The sequence below is a fragment of the Haloarcula rubra genome (assembly GCF_019599465.1).
Classification (GTDB): domain Archaea; phylum Halobacteriota; class Halobacteria; order Halobacteriales; family Haloarculaceae; genus Haloarcula; species Haloarcula rubra.
On the sequence record NZ_RKLR01000005.1, the window covers coordinates 99100 to 118445 of the forward strand.

The 19346-nt window shown below is 67.9% G+C and carries 21 protein-coding genes; 14 read left to right on the forward strand and 7 right to left on the reverse strand.

Translation table 11 applies throughout. The features are described 5' to 3' along the window. Nucleotides 1-147: 147 nt before the first annotated feature. The gene (locus EGH21_RS13835) at nt 148-366 is read left to right on the forward strand and encodes a hypothetical protein (RefSeq protein WP_220619076.1); all 219 of its coding nucleotides are present in this window, start codon (nt 148-150) and stop codon (nt 364-366) included. Between the two features lie 30 nt (nt 367-396). Here EGH21_RS13835 and EGH21_RS13840 read toward each other — a convergent pair whose 3' ends face one another. Continuing rightward, complete coding sequence (locus tag EGH21_RS13840) at nt 397-1362, reverse strand: lamin tail domain-containing protein (protein WP_220619077.1); 966 nt, start codon at nt 1360-1362, stop codon at nt 397-399. Between the two features lie 75 nt (nt 1363-1437). Between EGH21_RS13840 and EGH21_RS13845 the strand changes: the two genes are divergently transcribed. Together EGH21_RS13845 and EGH21_RS13850 are read left to right on the forward strand one after the other, a co-directional pair. Further along, the gene (locus EGH21_RS13845; RefSeq protein WP_220619078.1) at nt 1438-2331 is read left to right on the forward strand and encodes a CBS domain-containing protein; all 894 of its coding nucleotides are present in this window, start codon (nt 1438-1440) and stop codon (nt 2329-2331) included. Between the two features lie 61 nt (nt 2332-2392). Continuing rightward, nucleotides 2393-3127: a GNAT family N-acetyltransferase gene (locus EGH21_RS13850; protein ID WP_220619079.1), complete on the forward strand. Its 735-nt coding sequence runs from the start codon at nt 2393-2395 to the stop codon at nt 3125-3127. Here EGH21_RS13850 and EGH21_RS13855 read toward each other — a convergent pair. From EGH21_RS13855 to EGH21_RS13865, 3 genes are all read right to left on the reverse strand, one after another. After that, on the reverse strand, nt 3124-4170 hold the full coding sequence (locus tag EGH21_RS13855; protein WP_220619080.1) for a nucleoside recognition protein: 1047 nt from the start codon (nt 4168-4170) through the stop codon (nt 3124-3126). The genes EGH21_RS13850 and EGH21_RS13855 overlap by 4 nt on opposite strands. 63 nt (nt 4171-4233) lie before the next feature. Then, the gene (locus EGH21_RS13860) at nt 4234-4755 is read right to left on the reverse strand and encodes a magnesium transporter (protein ID WP_236035557.1); all 522 of its coding nucleotides are present in this window, start codon (nt 4753-4755) and stop codon (nt 4234-4236) included. 43 nt (nt 4756-4798) lie between these two features. Continuing rightward, nucleotides 4799-5377 carry a magnesium transporter gene (locus EGH21_RS13865; RefSeq protein WP_220619082.1) on the reverse strand — a complete coding sequence of 193 codons (579 nt, stop codon included), beginning with the start codon at nt 5375-5377 and terminating at the stop codon, nt 4799-4801. A gap of 117 nt (nt 5378-5494) precedes the next feature. On the opposite strand from EGH21_RS13865, the gene surE reads away from it, so the two are divergent. Next, nucleotides 5495-6367, forward strand: a complete 873-nt coding sequence (gene surE, locus EGH21_RS13870) for a 5'/3'-nucleotidase SurE (protein ID WP_220619083.1) — start codon at nt 5495-5497, stop codon at nt 6365-6367. A gap of 5 nt (nt 6368-6372) precedes the next feature. On the opposite strand, the gene EGH21_RS13875 is transcribed toward surE, so the two are convergent. After that, nucleotides 6373-7266 (reverse strand): hypothetical protein, encoded by an 894-nt coding sequence (locus EGH21_RS13875; RefSeq protein ID WP_236035552.1) that lies wholly within the window; start codon nt 7264-7266, stop codon nt 6373-6375. 136 nt (nt 7267-7402) lie between these two features. On the opposite strand from EGH21_RS13875, the gene EGH21_RS13880 reads away from it, so the two are divergent. The 6 genes from EGH21_RS13880 (at nt 7403) to EGH21_RS13905 (ending at nt 13100) form a co-directional block, all read left to right on the forward strand. After that, entirely contained in the window at nt 7403-8800 is a 1398-nt protein-coding gene (locus EGH21_RS13880) for a substrate-binding protein (RefSeq protein ID WP_220619084.1), read from the forward strand. A gap of 117 nt (nt 8801-8917) precedes the next feature. Then, nucleotides 8918-9856: a branched-chain amino acid ABC transporter permease gene (locus EGH21_RS13885; protein ID WP_220619085.1), complete on the forward strand. Its 939-nt coding sequence runs from the start codon at nt 8918-8920 to the stop codon at nt 9854-9856. After that, nucleotides 9853-10929 carry a branched-chain amino acid ABC transporter permease gene (locus EGH21_RS13890; protein ID WP_220619086.1) on the forward strand — a complete coding sequence of 359 codons (1077 nt, stop codon included), beginning with the start codon at nt 9853-9855 and terminating at the stop codon, nt 10927-10929. Before EGH21_RS13885 ends, EGH21_RS13890 begins: the two co-directional genes overlap by 4 nt. Continuing rightward, nucleotides 10926-11684: an ABC transporter ATP-binding protein gene (locus EGH21_RS13895; protein WP_220619087.1), complete on the forward strand. Its 759-nt coding sequence runs from the start codon at nt 10926-10928 to the stop codon at nt 11682-11684. Before EGH21_RS13890 ends, EGH21_RS13895 begins: the two co-directional genes overlap by 4 nt. Next, entirely contained in the window at nt 11681-12424 is a 744-nt protein-coding gene (locus tag EGH21_RS13900; RefSeq protein ID WP_220619088.1) for an ABC transporter ATP-binding protein, read from the forward strand. Before EGH21_RS13895 ends, EGH21_RS13900 begins: the two co-directional genes overlap by 4 nt. Before the next feature lies 1 nt (nt 12425). Beyond that, a complete protein-coding gene (locus EGH21_RS13905; protein WP_220619089.1) occupies nt 12426-13100 on the forward strand; it encodes a thioredoxin family protein in 675 nt (224 codons plus the stop codon). A gap of 29 nt (nt 13101-13129) precedes the next feature. Here the strand turns inward: EGH21_RS13905 and EGH21_RS13910 are convergent, their stop codons facing one another. Next, on the reverse strand, nt 13130-13531 hold the full coding sequence (locus EGH21_RS13910; protein ID WP_220619090.1) for a universal stress protein: 402 nt from the start codon (nt 13529-13531) through the stop codon (nt 13130-13132). A gap of 97 nt (nt 13532-13628) precedes the next feature. After that, nucleotides 13629-15029 carry a signal recognition particle protein Srp54 gene (locus EGH21_RS13915; RefSeq protein WP_220619091.1) on the reverse strand — a complete coding sequence of 467 codons (1401 nt, stop codon included), beginning with the start codon at nt 15027-15029 and terminating at the stop codon, nt 13629-13631. 106 nt (nt 15030-15135) lie between these two features. Here EGH21_RS13915 and EGH21_RS13920 point away from each other — a divergent pair, with 106 nt between their 5' ends. The 4 genes from EGH21_RS13920 (at nt 15136) to EGH21_RS13935 (ending at nt 19342) form a co-directional block, all read left to right on the forward strand. Then, on the forward strand, nt 15136-16044 hold the full coding sequence (locus tag EGH21_RS13920) for an AEC family transporter (protein WP_220619092.1): 909 nt from the start codon (nt 15136-15138) through the stop codon (nt 16042-16044). Nucleotides 16045-16081: 37 nt separating this feature from the next. Then, the gene (locus tag EGH21_RS13925; RefSeq protein WP_220619093.1) at nt 16082-16456 is read left to right on the forward strand and encodes a cupin domain-containing protein; all 375 of its coding nucleotides are present in this window, start codon (nt 16082-16084) and stop codon (nt 16454-16456) included. 45 nt (nt 16457-16501) lie between these two features. Further along, nucleotides 16502-17152 (forward strand): bifunctional 4-hydroxy-2-oxoglutarate aldolase/2-dehydro-3-deoxy-phosphogluconate aldolase, encoded by a 651-nt coding sequence (locus EGH21_RS13930; RefSeq protein WP_220619094.1) that lies wholly within the window; start codon nt 16502-16504, stop codon nt 17150-17152. Nucleotides 17153-17497: 345 nt separating this feature from the next. Then, entirely contained in the window at nt 17498-19342 is a 1845-nt protein-coding gene (locus EGH21_RS13935; protein WP_220619095.1) for a PDC sensor domain-containing protein, read from the forward strand. Nucleotides 19343-19346: the final 4 nt, after the last annotated feature.

Below are 19346 nucleotides of genomic sequence, written 5' to 3' on the forward strand. Positions count from 1 at the left end.
CCTCGACGCGCTTATATTGCCGGTCGTCGGTCCCGTCTGCGAGCGCCGGCGAGCGGTACGTCGGGCTTACTGTCACTGTGTCACTCTGTGCCTCGTAGACACGGCTCTCGCGCCGCTTAACCGCCTCTAGCGCCGAGCTAGACCACGATGAAGACACTGCAAACACGACTGCTCGGCGGGCACGTGCTCGCCCTGCTGACGCTGGTAGCGGCCGACGTCGCGGGGTCGGCCCCGCTCACGACCGCCGCGTTCGCCGCGGCGTTCCTCACCCTCACGGCGCTGTTCGCCGCGATGACCGGGACACTGGTCGGCGGCGTCACGGGCCGACCGACGTCACCGCTCGCGACGAGACGCCCCGGGCAGTAACGAGACGTACAGCGACGAAACCGACCGTTCTCAGTACTCGCGTTCGAGGACGAGCCGACCGTCGGCGTCCCGGACGACGACCGTATCGCCGCCGTTGTTCCAGACCGCACCCGTGCGACCCCAGTAGCGGTCGGTCCGGGTGTCGGTGCCGCGGCCGGTGTGGAGGGTGACAGTCTCGCCGGGGCCGAGCGTGTAGTTCCGGAAGGTGTAGACGTGGCCGGCCTCGTCGGCGACGGTCCACCCCGTGAGTGTCAGCGGGGCGTCCCCGCGGTTCGCGAGGACGACGTACTCGTCGTTCAGGTTCTCGTTGTCGTCGCCCTCGGCGTCGGCGTGTATCTCGGTGACGGCGAGTCCGGACTCGCTGGCGGTGTCCATCGGCGTCGTCTGCGTCACCAAGTCGGGGTCGACACACCGCCAGAGGCCGCGGCGGGCCTCGCGGGCGGCCGACTCGGCCGCGAGGAAGCGGTCCCTCCGGGAGAAGGGGCTCTCGTCGTAGACGCGGGCGTGGCCGGTCGCCACGAGGCGGTAGTTGAACAGGCGGTCGTCGACGACGAGGTACGCCAGCAGGCGGTCGTAGTACCCCCGACGGTCGGTGTCGGGGTCGAACGCGAGGCCGACCGTCTCGCCCAGCAGGCGCTCCTTCGCGTGCGTCGAGGCGTCGACGCCCGCGCCGTGGAGACAACCGGCCCCGGCCTCGGTGTCGGGCACGCCCTCGAACTCGCTCGGGTCGTTCTCGGCGGTGACCTCCGGGGTGTCGACACCGACCAGTCGCACCGTGTCTCTGGTGCCGTTGGCGTACTCGACGCGGACGGTGTCGCCGTCGACGACGGCGGTGACCGACACCGTGGTCGTCGCGTCGGGAAGCGGGCCGGCGGTCGGGACGCCAGCGGCGGTCGAACCGGGCGTCCGCGCGGGGTCGGCCGGGGCACCGAACCCGGCACACCCGGCGAGGACGAGGAGTAGCACGACCACGACACCGGACGGGACTCGTCGCATTGCCGGAGCGAGGGGGCCCACGAACACAAGTCTGCCGGGCGGAGTTTATGGGCCTGCACCGAGAGGGTCCAGACGATGCTCGTCCCACTGCCCGTCAGGGAGGTCATGCAGTCACCGGCCCACACCATCGGCCCGGAGAGTCCCGTCGTGGAGGCCGCACAGCGCCTTCGTGACGAGGGAATCGGCTCGCTCGTCGTCGAGCGAGACGGCGAGTGCGTCGGTATCGTCACGGAGAGCGACATCGTCGCCGTCGCCGCAGAGGAGGGCGACACCCGCGCCCTGACCGTCGGGGACGTGATGGCCACGGCGCTGGTCACCATCGACCCCGACGCGGACGTCGAGACGGCGGTCGAGCGCCTCCGCACACACGGTGTCAAGAAACTCCCCGTCGTCGACGACGGCGACCTCGTCGGCATCGTCACGACGACGGACATCTCCCGGTACGTCCCGCACCTCGCCCACCCCTCCCCGTCCCGAGAGGTGCGACCGGAGCGTCGCCGGTTCACCCGACCGGACACGCTGTACGAGAACGAGGACTGGGAGTTCGAGAGCTACGGCACCGCCGACGGCATCGACGTGGGCGACCACGTCCGCTTCTCGAAGACGCTGTCGGAGAGCGACGTCGAGCGGTTCGCGGAGGTCAGCGGCGACACCAACCGCCTCCACTTGGACGACGCCTTCGCCGAGGGGAGTCGGTTCGGCCGCCGCATCGTCCACGGGACGCTCGTCTCCGGCATCATCAGCGCCGCACTCGCTCGCTTGCCGGGCGTGACCATCTACCTCTCGCAGGAACTCAGCTACCGCGGCCCCGTCGACGTCGGCGAGCGAGTTACGGCCCACTGCGAGGTGGTCGAGCAGTTACAGGCGAACCGGTTCCGCCTCGCGACGGCCGTCGACGACGCCGACGGCGACTGCGTCGTGGAGGGCGACGCCGTCGTCATCTCGGACCCCATCCCCGAGACGGGGTGAGTAGTGCGTGGATTGTTAACTGGTAGCAATAATTAAGCACGCGCCACGTCGTGTCATACGTATGGACGCTTTCGAGCGGCCGACGTTCGAGACGAGTGCGGCGAGGACGGTGTATCAGTACGTCGAGCGACACGGGACGGCGGCACGACACCGGGCGCGGACGGCGACGGAGTTGGACAGCGAGACGTTCGACGAGGCGCTGGAACACTTGCTCTCGAAGGGGTATCTGAAAGACGACGGCGGGACGCTGGCGCTGGCGCTGGACGTCGGCTCCGTCGAGACGCACCAGTCGGACGGCGTCGACTACGTCATCCGGCCGGCCCAACCAGACGACTTCGAGGGACTGGTCGAGGCTATCCGCGACGTCTCCGCGGAGAGCACCTACGTCGTCGCCGAGAGCGTCGCCGAGCAGTTGCTGTACGAGGACGCCGTCACCCGGCACAACACCGTCCAGTCCCGCGTGTTCCTCGTCGCCACCGTCGACGAGGAGGTGGTGGGCTGGTGCCATCTGGACCTGCCGCAACTGGACAAACTCCGCGAGACGGCCCAGTTGACCGTCGGCGTCGTCGAAGCGTACCGGGACCACGGCATCGGGAGCCAACTCATGGAACGCGGGATGGAGTGGGCGCGGGCCAACGGCTACCGGAAACTGTACAACAGCGTCCCCGCCGTCTCCGAGAACGCGCTGGCGTTCCTCGAGGCCCACGGCTGGCACACCGAGGGCATCCGCCGGAACCACTACACCGTCGGCGACGAGGAAGTCGACGAGGTGATGATGGCCTACACGTTCGACTAGGCCAGCAGGACGACCAGCGCGAGCGCTATCCAGAGGATTTTCAGCCCCGTGTTGACGGCGACGACCTTCGAGCCAAAGTCCCGGCCCCAGATACCGTACTGGAAGGGAATCGAGCGCTTGAACGTCGAGACGGCGAAGGAGACGATGCCGCCGACCAGCATCGTCGCCACGGCGGTGCGGGCGGTGAACGTGCCGTCCCGAATCAGCGGCGCGATGACCACGGCCCCGGAGGTCGTGTCCAGCGCGAAGGCGGCCACGACGGGCACCGCCGCGCCGGGCAGGCCGAGCAGTCCGGTCAGGTCGCCCGCGGCACCGACGACGCTCGCTCCGCCCGCGCCGAACAGCGCGAGTATCTGGTCGCTGTAGGCCACCAGCAGGGAGACGACGACGTAGATGGCGGCCAGTCGGGGGAGGATATCCCGGACCTTCGCCACCGTCTCGCCAGCGGCCTCCCGGACCTTCGCCCCGCGAGTCGTCGCCTCGTCGTCCGCCGGGGCCGGGTCGTGGCCGCCGTCGGGACTCGCCTCGTAGTCGCTCGGCACCGTCCCGGCGTCGACGTTGGACTCGTCCAGCAGGAGCGCTCCGGCCGCGATGCCGGTCAGGGTGATAGCGAGGGCGACGAGGCCGCGCGTCGTCACGTAGAGGACGCCGACTCGCGCGCCGAGAATCGGAATCAGGATGGGTGCGTAGAACGTGACGATGTGCTGGGCGAACCCGAAGAACGTGTTGATGGTCACCGCGACCAGCGTCGCCCGGTCGTCCAGCACGCCCGACTCCCGGAAGTCCGCGAGCATCCCGTACCCCGCCGTCGGCGACGCCGTCGTCGTCAGGATGGCCGTCCCCACCTCGTCCGGGAGGTTGGCCGGTTCCGTCAGGTACTGGGAGACGGCCGCGATCTTGTCGACGAGGCCGAACGCCACCGCGAGGTTCGCGAGGAACACCCCCAGCGAGAGGAAGACGGTGATGCGGAGCACCCGATAGCCGACGTCGGCGAGCAGTCCCGCGACCGGGTGTGTCGGGAGGTCGGCGACGACTGACTGCACGGGTGCAAATCAGGCCGAAGGCGGCAAAGGTCCGTCGGTCGGGACAGCGCGTCGGGACCGTGCTCAGACCACGAAGAGTCGAACCACACCGAACAGCACCAGCACCCCCAGCACGTCGCAGACGTTCGTGACGACGGGGATGACCACGTCGTCGGGGTCGAGTTCGAACCGGTAGGCCGCGTACGTCGTCAGCGTGGTGACGGCGATAGCCAGCACCGCCAGCGTGACGCCGCTGGTGAGGGCGACGGCGACGACCAGCGTCGGCGAGAGACGGGTGCCGCCGAGGACGGCCTGTAACGCCCACGCACCGGCGCCGACCAGCGGGAAGACGGTGACGGCGAGGCCGACGGTGGCGACGGCGTTGCCGGCCAGTCGGTCGTCCGTCGGATCGAAGGAGAGCAGGCCGAGGTGGAACGCCGTCGAGAGACGGGCCGCGAGGATGCTCCCGAGGTTGCCGGCCATCCCGATGGTCACCGGGACGAGGACGAGCAACGACGGGTACCGCAACAGCGTCGACTCGAACGTGTCCAGCACGAGGCCGCTCCCGAGTTCGATGGCGGTGAGCACGACCAGCACGGGCAGCATCCGGCGGACGATGCCGCGGACCCGCCACTCCGAGGCGGCCACGTCAGCCACCCCCCAGCGCGAGGACGAGTCGGGTCGCCGCCAACAGCGTCGCGATGCCGACGACGTCGCCGGTCGTCGTCACGACGGGGCCGGCCAGCGTGTCCGGGTTCAGCCCCCGGCGGTAGCCGACGAAGACGACGGAGACGACGGCGATGGTCAACAGGACGCCCGAGACGAGGCCGGCGACCAGCGCGATGCCCACGAGGGTCAGCAGCGGGGCCGACGGCCGGCCGAGCGCCACCAGCAGGGCGACGGCCAGCACCGCCGCCACGCCGCTGACGAGCACGCCGTTTGCCAGCGCCGCCGCGACGGCGGCGTTCACGCGGTGGTCCGCCAGCGAGAAGCGCGGTTCGACGAGCCCCTGATGCAGTGCAGAGCCGAGTCGCGCGCCGAGCGACCCGTAGACGTTGCCACGGGTCGCGAGCAGGGCCGGGACGAGGACCAGCAGTCCGGCGACCCGCTCCAGTTCCGCGTCCATCCCCCCGAGGACGACGCCCGCGAACAGGCCCCCCGCCGCACTGAGCAGCAACACCGGAATCGACTCCCGATAGGCCTCGACGGCGACCTCGCGGACGGTCATTGTCGGGTCCAACCGCCCCCACTCGCAAAAAGAGGGGTGTTCGGAGGCGGTCGGGCGGGCTGGCGACGGGCAGTTGGGACCGAAGCGTTCACGCTCACAGGGTCGAACCCACACCCGATGGACGAGCCACGGGTCCTCCTGACGAACGACGACGGAATCGACGCGCCGGGGCTTGCGAGCCTCTACGAGGAACTGACCGCCGTCGCGGACGTGACGGTCGTCGCGCCCGCCGAGAACCAGAGCGGCGTCGGTCGGACCCGGAGTCACCGCACCGCCCGCGAGTCCCACCCGTGGGGCTACGCCCTCGACGGCACGCCCGCCGACTGCGTGGCCTACGGCCTTCGCGGCCTCGACGCGTCGTTCGACCTCGTGGTGTCGGGGTGTAACCACGGCCCCAACGCCGGCAACTACGTCGTCGGCCGGTCGGGCACCGTCGGCGCCTGCGTCGAAGCGGGGTTTCTCGGCACGCCCGGCGTGGCCGTCTCGGCGTACCACTGCGAGGACTTCTTCGTCTCGCCACCCGAAGCCTACGACTTCGACCGGCCCGCACGCGTCGCGACCGAAGTCGTCGTCCGGGCGCTCTCGGGCGACGTCTTCGAGACGGCCGACTTCCTCAACGTCAACGTCCCCGTCGACGTGGCCGATCCGGCGATGCGCCTGACGGAACCCGACCACGACTACGATCTGCAGGTCGAACACGACACCGACGAGGCCGTCGACGAGCAGTCGAATCTCGGCACCGAGGGCGACATCGCCCTCAGAGACGTGGTCTGGCCCGACACCGTCGGCTGGGAGAACCCCTTCGCGAACGACGTGGACTTAGACGACCGCTACCCTGTCGGCACCGACCGCCGCGCACTCGTCGACGGCGAGGTCAGCGTCTCGCCGCTGACCGCTCCGGCAGTGGGCGTCCAGTCGAGTGCACTCGAAACGCTGGTGGCCGGGTTCAACGAGAACGAGGCCGCCCGCGCACGGGGCGACACCGAGTGAAACTGTCAGGGCGGCGCCGTCGGGGTCGACCGGACGGAGTCGGTCCCCGCCGGCCCCACGTCGCTACCGACCGCCCGGTCGTACCACGCTGGCCGACCCACCGTGGTGTTCCCGACGGCCTCGACCCGCACCGTTCGGGTCACGTGGACCGTCGTCTCGTCGGGCGTGTCCGTCCGGTACGTGACACGGTAGAAGCGGACGAGGCCGTCGGGTTCGACGCGGGCCACCAGCGAGGCGTTCGCGGTGTCCGTGACGAGTTCGTCCCCGACCCGGTCGTCCCGTAGTTCCGTGCCGCCGACGGTGACGGTCCCGTCTCGCGTCGCTCCGACCGTCCGTGTCCGGAACGCGCCGATAGTCTCGGTCACGTCGTCGGCCGGCCGGCCGTCGAGCGCGACGTCGTGGACCCAGTAGCGCCACGTCCCCGCGTAACTGTCCGGCGGCGTGTACTCGTTGTAGATAGTCCGGTCGTCCCGTTCCAGCCGACGGAGGAACCGGTCGCCGTCGGACCAGAACGTCGCACTCGCCGGCGGCCGACCCAGCAGGACGGGTGCACCGGGACCCTGCGTCGAGATTCGCACGCTGTGGGTCCGGTTGGGCGCCAGTTCGACCCGGACCCGGTGCCGTGAGTAGAGCGTCCCGTTCGGATAGCGCGCCGTCCGGTTGGCCGTCAGGACGTACCCGGTGCCGTTGAGGGCATCTCCGTGTGCCTCGCCGAGCGCTCCGGGGTTGAGAACCCCCTCGGGCCCGATTCCGGGCGGATACGCGGTCGCGTTTTCGGGGACGGGGGCCGGCGTCACCGTGTCGGCGGACCGGCCGGTCAGGTCGCCGCCGAACCCGGCACACCCGGCCGACAGCAGAACGAGCAGGACCAGTCCCACGGGGCGCGGGTCCCCGTACATACGCTAACGATGGGGGTGATGGAACATAAGTTATCATACAACGTTGTGTTAAGGTACCTAATCAGCCAACAACTACTGTGAAACGTGTGGTTCACCTTCCATAACTATTATGAAGGTTAAAGCGTACCGTGAGTGTATGTCACAGGATGACAGTTCTGTTAGTCGTCGAAGGCTACTGAAAACCGCAGGTGCAGCGAGCACGATTGGCCTCGCTGGTCTGGCCGGGTGTTCCGGTGACGGGGGCGGCGGTGGCGACGGCGGCGATGGCGATGGCGGTGGCGACGGCGGCGGCGGTGACGGCGGCAGCGACTATCCCGCCCTCGGGAACTTCCCGGTGGAGGGAGACACCGTCACGTTCGGGTTCAACGTCCCCACCTCCGGTCCGTACTCCTCGGAGGGCCAGGACGAACTCCGGGCGTACAACCTCGCGAAGAAACACCTCAACAACGGGGGTGGCTGGGTGGAGTCGTTCCCGGACCTCAGCGGCGACGGCGTCCTCGGCAAGACAGTCGAGTCCGTCGAGGGTGACACAGCGACCGACGCCGACACGGCTCGCCAGTCCGCACAGCGGATGATCAACCGGGACGACGCGGTGATGATCTCCGGCGGCTCTTCGAGCGCCGTCGCCATCGCCGTCCAGGGCCTCTGTCAGGAGGAGAAGGTCATGTTCATGGCCTGCCTGACCCACTCCAACGACACTACCGGGAAAGACTGTGTCCGGTACGGGTTCCGGGAGATGTTCAACGCCTACATGACCGGACAGGCGCTAGCACCCGTCCTGGAGCGCGAGTACGGCTCGGACAACAAGTTCTACCAGCTGTACGCCGACTACAGCTGGGGACAGACCGTCCAGGAGTCGATGAACCAGTTCCTCACCGAGATCGGCTGGGAGCAGATCGACAGCGTGCCGACGCCACTGGGGACCAGCGACTTCTCGTCGTACCTCTCGGAGGCGGCAAACAGCGACGCCGACGTCCTCCTGCTCGACCACTACGGGCTCGACGGCGCGAACTCCGTCTCCCAAGCCGTCGACGCCGGGCTGGACGAGGACATGGAGATCGTCGTCCCGCTGTACAACCGCCCGATGGCACAGGCCGCCGGCGGCGCCATCGAGGGCGTGTTCGGCACCATCGCGTGGGACTCACAGATCGACAACGAGCCCTCGAACACCTTCACGCAGGCGTTCCAGGACGAGTACGACCGCGTCCCCTCGGGGCCGGCCCAACTCGCATACGCCCAGACGCTGCAGTACGCGGCGGCCGTCGAGCGGGCCGGGACGTTCTACCCGCCCGAGGTCATCCGGCAGCTCGAGGGCTACGAGTACAACAACATCGGGATGGGCGAGGAGCTGATGCGTGCCTGCGACCACCAGGCACAGCGGGCGATTCCGGTGGCACGTGGCCTCCCCGAGAGCGAACAGTCCAGCGGAAACTTCATCGAGATAGTGGAGCTGACCGCGCGCGGCGACGTCGGCTACGGCTGTGACTCCGGTCCAGCCGCGGAGTGCGAGCTCGGCGAGTACGGAGACGAGTAGGGCCGCACCGTCGCAAATTCATCAGTATTTATTTCCATGAAGCGTGTTATGCCATACGATACCGATACGCATGTGTAAGACCGTACAATCGACAGACAGCTTCGGAGGGCGTCGACGGTGAGTCTCCTCTCACAGATACTGACGATCCTGCTCAACGGACTCCAGCAGGGGGCTATCTACGTCCTGCTCGCGGTGGGGCTCTCTATCATCCTGGGGACGCTGAAGTTCGTCAACTTCGCCCACGGTGCGTTGTACCTGCTGGGGGCGTACCTCGGGTTGTTCATCACGACCGAGGTACAGTTGACGAACGGGATGCTCCCGGAGTGGGGCATCACGACGTTCGGCCTCGGACTGGGCTTTCTCGCCGCACTCCTCATCGTTCCGCTCGTCACGTTCGTCGTCGGCATCGTGATGGAGCGGTTCGTGGCCAAACCGTTCTACGACAGGCCGGATACGGACCAGATACTGGTCACGTTCGGGCTGGCGGTCATCTTCCAGGAAGCGCTGCGGGCGCTCATCGGCGGCGACAGCCAGTCGCTCCCCCAACCCGCCTGGGCCTCGGGCCCCATCGCCCTGCCCATCATCGGGAACTTCCCGCGGTGGCGGCTCGGCGTCATCGTCATCACGGCGCTGCTGGTGCTGTTCGTCTACGCGCTCGTCGAGTACACCGACTTCGGCCTCATCGTCCGCGCGGGGACGATGGACAGTGAGATGGTCCGGCTACTGGGTATCCGGCTCGACCGGCCCTACCTGGTGGTCTTCGGCATCGGCGCGGCGCTGGCGGGTATCGCCGGCGTCGTCGGCGGTCCGCTGGCGAACGTCAACCCCAACATCGGCACCGAACAGTTGGTGCCCGCGTTCCTGACCGTCGTCATCGGCGGCGTCGGGAAGATAGAGGGCGCCGTACTCGCGGGACTGTTGCTGGGGACGTTACAGGTGTTGCTCATCCAGACCGGCTTCGCCGCCTGGAACCGGGTCGGCATCTACGTCCTCGCGGCCGTCATCCTACTGGTCCGGCCCCAGGGACTGCTCGGCTCGGAGGTGGACGTCGAATGAGCGACGAACCGAGCGATGCGACGGCGGCCGCCGAGATATCCGAGGAGGCCGGTCTAGACGGCCGACTCGAGGCGATACAGGACAGCGAGCTCGCCGTCGTGGGCATCGCCGTCGTCGGCGTGCTCCTCTTCCCACTCGTGTTCAACAACCTGCTGAACGGCTACACCCAGCTCGCGACGCTCGTGCTCGTCTGGGGCATCTTCGCGCTCGGGTTCGACATCCTGCTGGGGTACACCGGCCTGCTGTCGTTCGGGCACGCCCTCTTCTGGGGGGGCGCCGCGTACGCGGCCGGTATCTTCAGTGCCAGCGTCAGCGGCCAACCGGTGCTGGTCATCCTCTTCGGGACGCTCATCGCGGTGCTGCTGGCCTGGATTATCGGCTTCCTCTCCCTGCGCCGAGGGGGTATCTACTTCGCCATCCTGACGCTGACGTTCGGCCAGATGGCGTTCTACCTCTCTTCGTCGCCGCTGGCGTTCCTCACCAACGGGGAGAACGGCTTCACCTCCGTCAGCATCGCCCCGCTGTTCGGGGTCCTCGACCTCCACGGGTCGCTCGGTGGCCCGCTGGCGATGCTGCCGGGCAACACCCTCTACCTGTTCGTCGGCGCGGTCACCGTGCTGACCATCGCGCTGGCGAACCGCATCCTGAACTCCCCGTACGGCATCGTGTTCAAGGCCATCCGCGAGAACGAGTCCCGCGCGGAGTTCGTCGGACTCGACGTCTGGCGGTACAAGCTGATGGCGTTCATCATCTCCGCGCTGTTCGCCGGCATCTCCGGGAGCCTCTTCGCCATCGAGGGCAACTACGTCCCGCTGAGTTCGCTGTACTGGACCACCTCCGGCGAAGTCGTCATCATGACCGTCCTGGGCGGCGTCGGCTCGCTGTTCGGGCCGCTGTTCGGGGCCGCGGTGTACCTCTACATCGAGTTCATCGTCAGCGGGATGGACGTCGTCGGCCCGTTCTGGCACCTCATCCTCGGGCTGGTGTTCGTCGTCGTCGTCGTGCTGTTCCCCGACGGCATCTGGGGCGGCGTCACAGCCATCCGCGACTACATCGGAGGTGAGCGCCGATGACGGTCCTGCAGACGGACGGACTGACCAAGCGCTTCGGCGGCCTCACCGCCGTCGACGAAGTCGACATGAGCATCGACAAGGGCGAGGGCGTGAGCCTCATCGGCCCCAACGGCGCGGGCAAGTCGACGTTCATCAACCTCGTCACCCGGCGGCTGGAACCCAGCGAGGGCGACATTCAGTTCAACGAGCAGTCCATCCTCGGGCTGGACCCTCACGAGGTGGTCCAGCGGGGGATGAGCAAGTCCTTCCAGACGGCGTCCATCTTCCCGGACCTCTCCGTCGAGGAGAACGCCATCATCGCCGCGCTCGCGGCCGAACACGGCTCGTTCCGGTTCAACTTCCTCCGGCACCGCAACGCGTACCCGGAGGTGACGCGGGTGGCCGACGAGGTGCTCGAGTCCGTCGGCCTCTACGAGCAGCGCAACGCGACCGCGAAGAACTTAGACTACGGGAACAAACGCCGGCTGGAGATAGGCATCGCGCTGGCGGCCGAACCGGACATGCTCCTGATGGACGAGCCGACCGCGGGGATGTCCCCCGAGGAGACCGAGTCGACGGTCGAACTCATCAAGGAGGTCAAGGAGGAACTCGACCTGACCTTCCTGCTCGTCGAGCACGACATGGAGATCGTCTTCGACATCTCCGATCGCATCGTCGTGTTGAACCGCGGGCAGGTCATCGCGCAGGGCACGCCGGCGGAGGTCCAGGACGACCCCGCCGTGCAGGACGCCTACCTAGGAGGTGCCGAGGAATGACGCTCCTGGACGTCGACGGCATCGACGGCTACTACGGCGAGAGCCACATCATCCAGGACGTCTCGATGACCGTCGACGAAGGGGAGATAACGGCGCTGCTGGGCCGTAACGGCGCCGGCAAGACGTCGACGCTCCGGTGTATCTCCGGGGCGACGCCCCCCGAGGTGCGGGACGGCACCATCCGGTTCGACGGGACGGACATCACGAACCAGCCCCCGGAAGACATCGCCGTCCGGGGCATCTCGCTGGTGCCCGAAGAGCGGCGGGTGTTCACCGACCTCACCGTCGCCGAGAACCTCCATCTCGCGGAGACGGTCCGGAACAAGTCCAACACCTGGAACCGGGGACTGGAGTTCAAAGACGAGGGCATGTCGACCGACGAGATATACGAGTTCTTCCCCCGTCTCGACGAGCGCCGCGAGCAGAAGGCCGGCACGCTGTCGGGCGGCGAGCAACAGATGCTCGCCATCGCCCGGGCGCTCCACCAGAGCACGGACCTCCTGATGCTGGACGAGCCCTACGAGGGGCTGGCGCCACAGATCATCGAAGCCGTCGAGAACGCCATCGAGCGAATCAGCGAGAACGGAACGACCGTCCTCCTGGTCGAGCAGAACGCCGTCGCGGCGATGAAGATAGCCGACCGGTGTTACGTGCTCGACCGCGGGGAAGTAGTCTTCGAGGGCGCCGCCGACGAGCTACGGGCCAACGACGAGATTCGCGACCGGTACCTGGGGGTCTGAGATGGCGGTCGAACACTCACCCGAGGAGATGCTCGAGACGCTCGTCGAGGAGGACGTCGTCACCGTCGACCCCGAGACCGACCTCGTCAGCACGACCGACGAGTTCGAGTCCCACCGGTCGGTGTACTACGACACCTACCTGACGATGCCCGACGCGGAGTTCCACGAGTCCGTCGCCGACGTGTTCGGACTCCCCTCCGCGGAGGCGGCCGCCGAGCGGGTCGCGGAGCTAGAGGTCAGCCGGGAGGAGTTCGCGACGTTCCTCACGCTGCGGTCCCGGCTGGAGGGGTACGACCAGTCGGAACTGACCGTGATGGCCCAGCTGGCCACCGAGGCCGGCCCGTCGACGCCGGTCCCCGACGGCGTCGAACACCTCGACGACGACACGTGGGCCGAGTTCGTCGACCGGGACCGGGCCATCGTCACCGTCTGGAAGATGTTCTGTGACCCCTGTGAGGCGATGAAAGACGAACTCGACGACGTGCTGGCGACCTTCGACGGTATCCCGGTCGGCGGCGTCGACGGCGAGCAGTGTCCCGAGTTCTGCCGGTCGGTCGGCGTCAACGCCGCGCCCGGATTCGTCTTCTTCGAAGACGGCGAACCGATAGAAATCGTCACCGGCCGGACCGACCCCGACGCACTGGCGGCGCGCGCCGACGAAGTGTACGGTCGCTGACGCGGCCGGCGGCGACGCACTGGGCCGGTTCAGTCCTCTTCTTCGCCGCTACACACGAGCACCGGTCGGTTGGTGCCGAGGATGACGCTCTGTGTGACGCTGCCGAACAGCACCTTCCCGGTCGGCGTCCGTTTGCGCCCGGCGACGACGATGAGGTCGGCGTCCCGTTCGTCCGCTATCTCGAGGATGGCCGCCGCCGGGTCACCGCTGGATTCGGAGAGCGAGACGGTGACGCCGGCCTCCTCTAGGATGTTCTTCGCGCGGCGCACCGAGGACACCTGTTCGACCGACGCCCCCTCCGGATTGTCCTGAAAGTCGTGCAGGAGCGTCACGTGGACCTCGTCGTGGTCCATCGGCATCCCGGTAATCTCTCTGGCCTGGGCCCGTGCGCGTGCCTCGCTCGTGTCGATGCCGGCAACTATCTCGTACATACGTGATAGTTTGCGCGCCCATCACCTTACTTTACTGGTCAGAATCGGCCGAACGACCCAGCCTGCGCCCTGCCAGCGTCGGGTCGACGGGCCAGTCTCAGAACGGACCGGGACCGCCGCCGCCCATACCGCCCATGCCGCCACCGCCGCCACCGCCCTGTTGCATCTGTTTCATCATCCGCTCCATGTCGCCGTCGCCCATCCCCTGGAACTGCTTGAGCATCTGCTCCATCTGCTTGTGTTGCTGGAGCAGTTCACGGATGCGCTCCTCGGGCTTGCCGGACCCGCGAGCGATGCGCTCGGTGCGGGACTGGCCGACGACGCGGGGGTTCTCCAGTTCCTCCTCGGTCATCGACTCCATGATGACCTCGAAGTCACGCATCCGTTCCTGGGTGACGTCCATGGCGTTGTCGGGCAACTGGTCCATCAGTCCCCCACCGAGGCCCGGAATCATGTCCATCACCTGGTCGAGCGGCCCCATGTTGTTCATCGTCTCCATCTGCTTGCGCATGTCCTTGAGGGTGAACTGGCCCTCCAGCATGTCCTCGGGGTCCCAGTCTTCCTCGTCCTCGCCCGTCTCCTCCATCGCCCGCTCGACGCGTTCGGTCAGTTGCTTCAGGTCGCCCATCCCGAGCAGTCGGGAGATGAAGCCCGAGGGCTCGAAGCGCTCGATGTCCTTGACCGTCTCACCGGACCCGAGGAAGGCGATGGTCGAGTCCGTCTCGTCGACGGCCGCGAGTGCGCCCCCACCTTTCGCCGTCCCGTCGAGTTTCGTGATGACGACGCCGTCGATACCGATGGCCTCCTGGAAGTCCGCGGCCTGACTCTTCGCGCTCTGGCCCATCGCCGCGTCCAGCACGAGGAGGTTCCGGTCCGGGTTCACCTCGGCCTCGATGCGCTCTATCTGCTCGATGAGTTCCTCGTTCAGGCCGTCACGACCGGCCGTGTCGACGATGCGGACGTCGGCGTCCTGGGTCGCGCCGAGGCCCTCGCGGGCTATCTTCACCGGGTCGTCCTCGTCGGGGTCGCCGTAGAACTCCACCTCGGCCCGGTCGGCCATCTCTTTGGCCTGGTCGTACGCGCCGGGGCGGTCGGTGTCGGTCTGGATGATAGCCGGTCGAAGCCCCTTCGTCGAGAACCACCACGCCATCTTCGCCGCCGTCGTGGTCTTCCCCGACCCGTAGAGGCCGGCGAGCATGATGGTCTGCTCCTCCAGCGGGATGTCCGTCGACTCCCCCACGAGGTCGACCAGTTCCTCGTAGACGATGCGGAGCACCCAGTCACGCGGCGTGGTGCCCGCGGGCGGTTCCTCGTCGAGTGCGCGCGACTTGATGTTCTGTGAGAGTTCCTGCACCAGCGAGACGTCGACGTCGGCCTGCAACAGCGACCGCTGTATCTCTTTGACGACGTCCTCGATGTCCTCCTCGGAGATGCGAGATTTGCCCCGGAGGTCGTCGAGAGTCCCCCGCAGGGAACTCCCCAGATCGTCGAGTACCATTGTTGGCCCGAGGTACGCGACCGCACGGGTAAAGGCTTGTTGTCACCGGGAGTCGGGGCCACGGCGGGGACGAAAGGGACAAGAGGACCAACCGGCTGGAACCGGTATGGCCGTCCTCGGACAGCTAGCGTACATGCTCGCCTTCCTCGCGGCCGGCGTCGGCTTGCGTCGCGTCGGCGTCCTGAACGAGGAGCGGACGGGCCTGCTGACCGGGGTCGCGTTCTACGTCGCCCTCCCGGCGCTCGTGTTCGCCTCGACGTACGACCGACCGCTGGGCGAACTCGTCTCGCCGGCCCTGCTGGGCGGGTTCTGGCTCGTGCTCGCGCTGACGCTGGCCGTCGGCTGGGTCGTCCACCGCGACCACGACAGCGACGCCCGGCGGAGCGTCGCCATGGTGCAGTCCTACCACGGGAACATGGGCTTTCTCGGCCTCCCGCTGGTGGCCGCGACGCTCGGTGGCGAGGCCGCCGCCGTCGCCAGCGTCGTCCTCGGCGTCGGGGCGCTGACCCACGTCCCCATCACCGTCTTCCTGCTCGTCCGGTTCAACGACAGCGAGGCCTCGCTCGCGGGGGAGCTCCGAGAACTGCTGACCAACCCGGTGCTGGTCGCCCTCGCCGCCGGCATCCTCGCCTCGCTGGCCGGCGTCGGCGTCCCGGCAACGGCCCTCGCGGGACTGGAGGCCGTCTCGACGCTCGCACTCCCGCTAGCGCTCGTCTGCGTCGGCGGCACGCTCGACACCGACCTCTCGCTGTCGTCGCTGGACGAGAGCGTCGGCGTCGTCGCGATGAAAGTGGTCTGGATGCCCGTCCTCGCGTGGGCGGTGTTCTCGGCGCTGGGGCTAGAGTCGACGGCGCTGGCCGCGGCCGTCGTGATGCTCGGCGTCCCGACGGCCGTCTCGACGTACGTCTACACGAGCGAACTCGGCGGCGACGAAGCGTTCGCGTCGCTGAACGTCTTCACGACGACGCTCGCCTCCCTCGGGACGCTGTCGGTGCTGGTCTGGCTGTTCGGCTGACCACATCCTTTTGCCCGCCGGGGCCGCCACGTCGGCTATGGGCTACCACCACCTCGATCCCGACGACCTCCCGGCGACCGAGGACTACCCCTGTGACCGGCGAGGCATCTCGGACGCCGCCGAACTCCACACGCTCCACGCCGGCACCTACGAGATGGCGCCCGGCGAGCAGTTGCCCCGGACGTACCACTACCACAAGCAGCGCGAGGAACTGTTCTACGTCGTCTCCGGGACGCTCCACGTCGAGACACCCGAGGGGGAGTTCGTCGTCCCCGCCGACGAGGTGTTCGTCGCCGAACCCGAGAGTCCCCACCGCGCGTTCAATCCCGCGGACGCCGACGGCCCGACGAAAGTGCTGGGCGTCGGTGCGCCGAAGACGGACATCGCGCTGCCGTACGACCCCGACGGCTGAGGCCTTTCACCTACGTTTTTGCCCCCTGCCCGCACACGCTCTCTCATGACGAACAAACAGGCAGTCCAGCAACAACTCGTAGACAGCGGGGTCACGGCCGTCCTCCGTGGCATCCCCGAGGAGAAGATGGTCGACGTGGCGAAAGCCGTCCACGAGGGCGGGGTCACGGCGCTCGAACTCACCGCCGACGCCAAGCGGTGTTCGGACATGATAGCGGCCGTCGACAAGGAACTCGAGAGCACGGACGCCGTCATCGGCGCCGGGACCGTGATGGACGCCGCCGCCGCGCGCAACGTCATCGAGGCCGGCGCGGAGTTCGTCCTCGCGCCGAACCTCAACGAGGACGTCGTCGACGTCTGCAACCGCGAGGGTGTCGTCTGCGTCCCCGGCGTCATGACGCCCAGCGAGGCCGCCGACGCGATGGAGGCCGGCGCGGACATCCTGAAGATGTTCCCCGCCTCCACCGTCGGCCCGGGCCACATCGGCGCGCTACAGGGACCGCTGGGCGACGTCCCCATCATGCCGACCGGCGGCGTCTCCACGGACAACGTCGCGGAGTACTTCGACGCGGGTGCCGTGGCCGTCGGTGCCGGGTCCGCGCTGGTGGACTACGAGGCCATCGAGAACGACGACATGGATCAGGTCCGTGAGAGCGCCGCCGAGTTCGTCGAGGCCGTCGAGGCCGCGAGAGAGTAGCGTGGTTCCGACTGCAAGGAGGAACCACGTTCAGGCGACGCGGTGAGCGGAGCGAACCGCGGAGCAATAGCGAGGCACCCGGCGGAGCCTCGAAGTAGACGAGCGACGAACGCCGGACGCAGTGAGGACCCTGACACCGTTTTCTACCGTAGAGACCGACAGGCACAGGACTACGCTCACCAGCCGAAAGGAGCAAAACAATTATGAAATAGTATTTCACACATAATCGCATGCCAACGGATGGCGCAGTAAGCGGGGGGATAGCACCGACGCGGTGGGGCCGCGTGGGGACCGAGACCGGGGTTCGACCGGTCGAGCCGGGTATCGCTTCGGCGGGGGAGACAGATGAGTGACGGCGGGTTGATAGGCGTCGTGCGGTCCGTGACGCCGGCGTTCGTCCGCCGCAGTTTCGCGCTCAAGTTTTTCATCGCGCTGCTGTGTATCGGCGTCCTCGTCGGCAGCGTCGGGGCCATCGGGACCCAGCAGATGACCGCCGAGTTCGAACAGCAGGTGCTGGACGAGCACGCGACGACGGCCAAGCAGGAGGCCGACAGCCTCTCGAACTGGAACACGCAGAACTCGCTGTTCGTCGAGACGATGGCTCGCTCACAGCCGGTTCGGGCCGGGAACGTCTCCGAGATACAGTCGCGGTTCGACCGGGAGATGCGCGAGCGCGACTTCGACGCCGACGACCAGCCGAATCTCCACTACGTCGACGCCGACGCCGGCGTGGTCGCCGCCTCGACGAAGTCGAACTACCGCGGCGAGTCCGCCGACGTCCTGAACGAGACGGTCAGAGCGGCCTTCGACTCGGGAGCAGAGACGGTGGTCACCGAGCCCTACACCGACACGCCGACGCTCGAATCGCCACAGCCGCGTATCGCCTACGTCACGCCCGCAGACAACGGGGCCGGCGACTACGTGGTCTACACCGTCCCGTTGCAGATGCGCACCGGGACGCTCTCGGGCACCGGGAGCAGCACCACGCTGGTGGTCGACGGCTCGAACGACGTGCTGTTCCACCAGTCGAACACCGACCTGTTCCTCCAGCCCTACGGCGAGGACAACGGCGCGCCGACCGCAGCCCGCGAGAGCGGCCCCGCCGACCCCGGTGCGCTCCGGGCCGGCCCCGCAGCAGCGGCGCTCGACGGGTCCGCGAGCATGGCCGGGAAAGAGTACGTCGTCGGCTACGCGCAGGTGCTGGACACTGATTGGGTCGTGCTCGTCCACACCGACGTCCAGACGGCCTACGGCACCGTCCGAAGCGTCGCCGACCGCGGCCTCCTGGCGACGGTGCTGGGTATCGCCGCTATCGGTGCCATCGGCGCCGTCCTCGGTCGCAACACGGCCAGCGCACTCAACCGCCTGACTCGCAAGACCGAACGGATGCAGGACGGCGAACTCGACGTGGAGATACAGTCCGGCCGAGTCGACACCGTCGGCCGACTGTACGACGGGTTCGGGGCGATGCGTGACGCCTTACAGGAACGCATGGCCGAGGTCGAACGCGAACGCAAACGCGCGGAAGTCGCCCACGAGGAGGTCGTCGAGACGAACGCCTACCTCCAGCAGACGGCCGCCACCTACTCCGAGGTGATGGAACGGGCCGCCGCCGGCGACCTGACACAGCGTATGGGGACCGACGGCCAGCACGACGCGATGGACGCCATCGCCACCGACTTCAACGAGATGATTACCGAACTGGAGAAGACGACGGGACAGCTCAAGAGCTTCGCCGGACAGGTCGAGGAATCCGGGGAAGTCGTCGGGGCCAGCGCCGCCAGCGTCAAGGACGCCGCCGAACAGGTGGCCGAGTCCATCCAGAAGATATCCGACGACGCCCACGTCCAGCGCGAGCGCCTGCAAGACGCCACCGAGACGGTCGATGCGGCCGTCGCCGCACTCGACGAGGGTGACGTCGAACGCGCCCGCGACAGCCTCGGCGACGTCGCCGGGACGCTCAACGACGTGGCCGACGCCACCGACCACACGATGTCCGAGGCCGAGAACGTCGCCGGCGCCGCCGAGGAACAGGCCGCCGAACTCAACGAGGTCAGTAGCCGGGCCGACGAACTCGTCCGCTACGTCAATCCGCTGTACGACGTGCTCGACCGGTTCGAGACCGAAGCCGAACACCAGTTCGTCTTCACCGGCGGCCCGTCACTGGGCGAGGGCGAGACGGACGACTGACGAC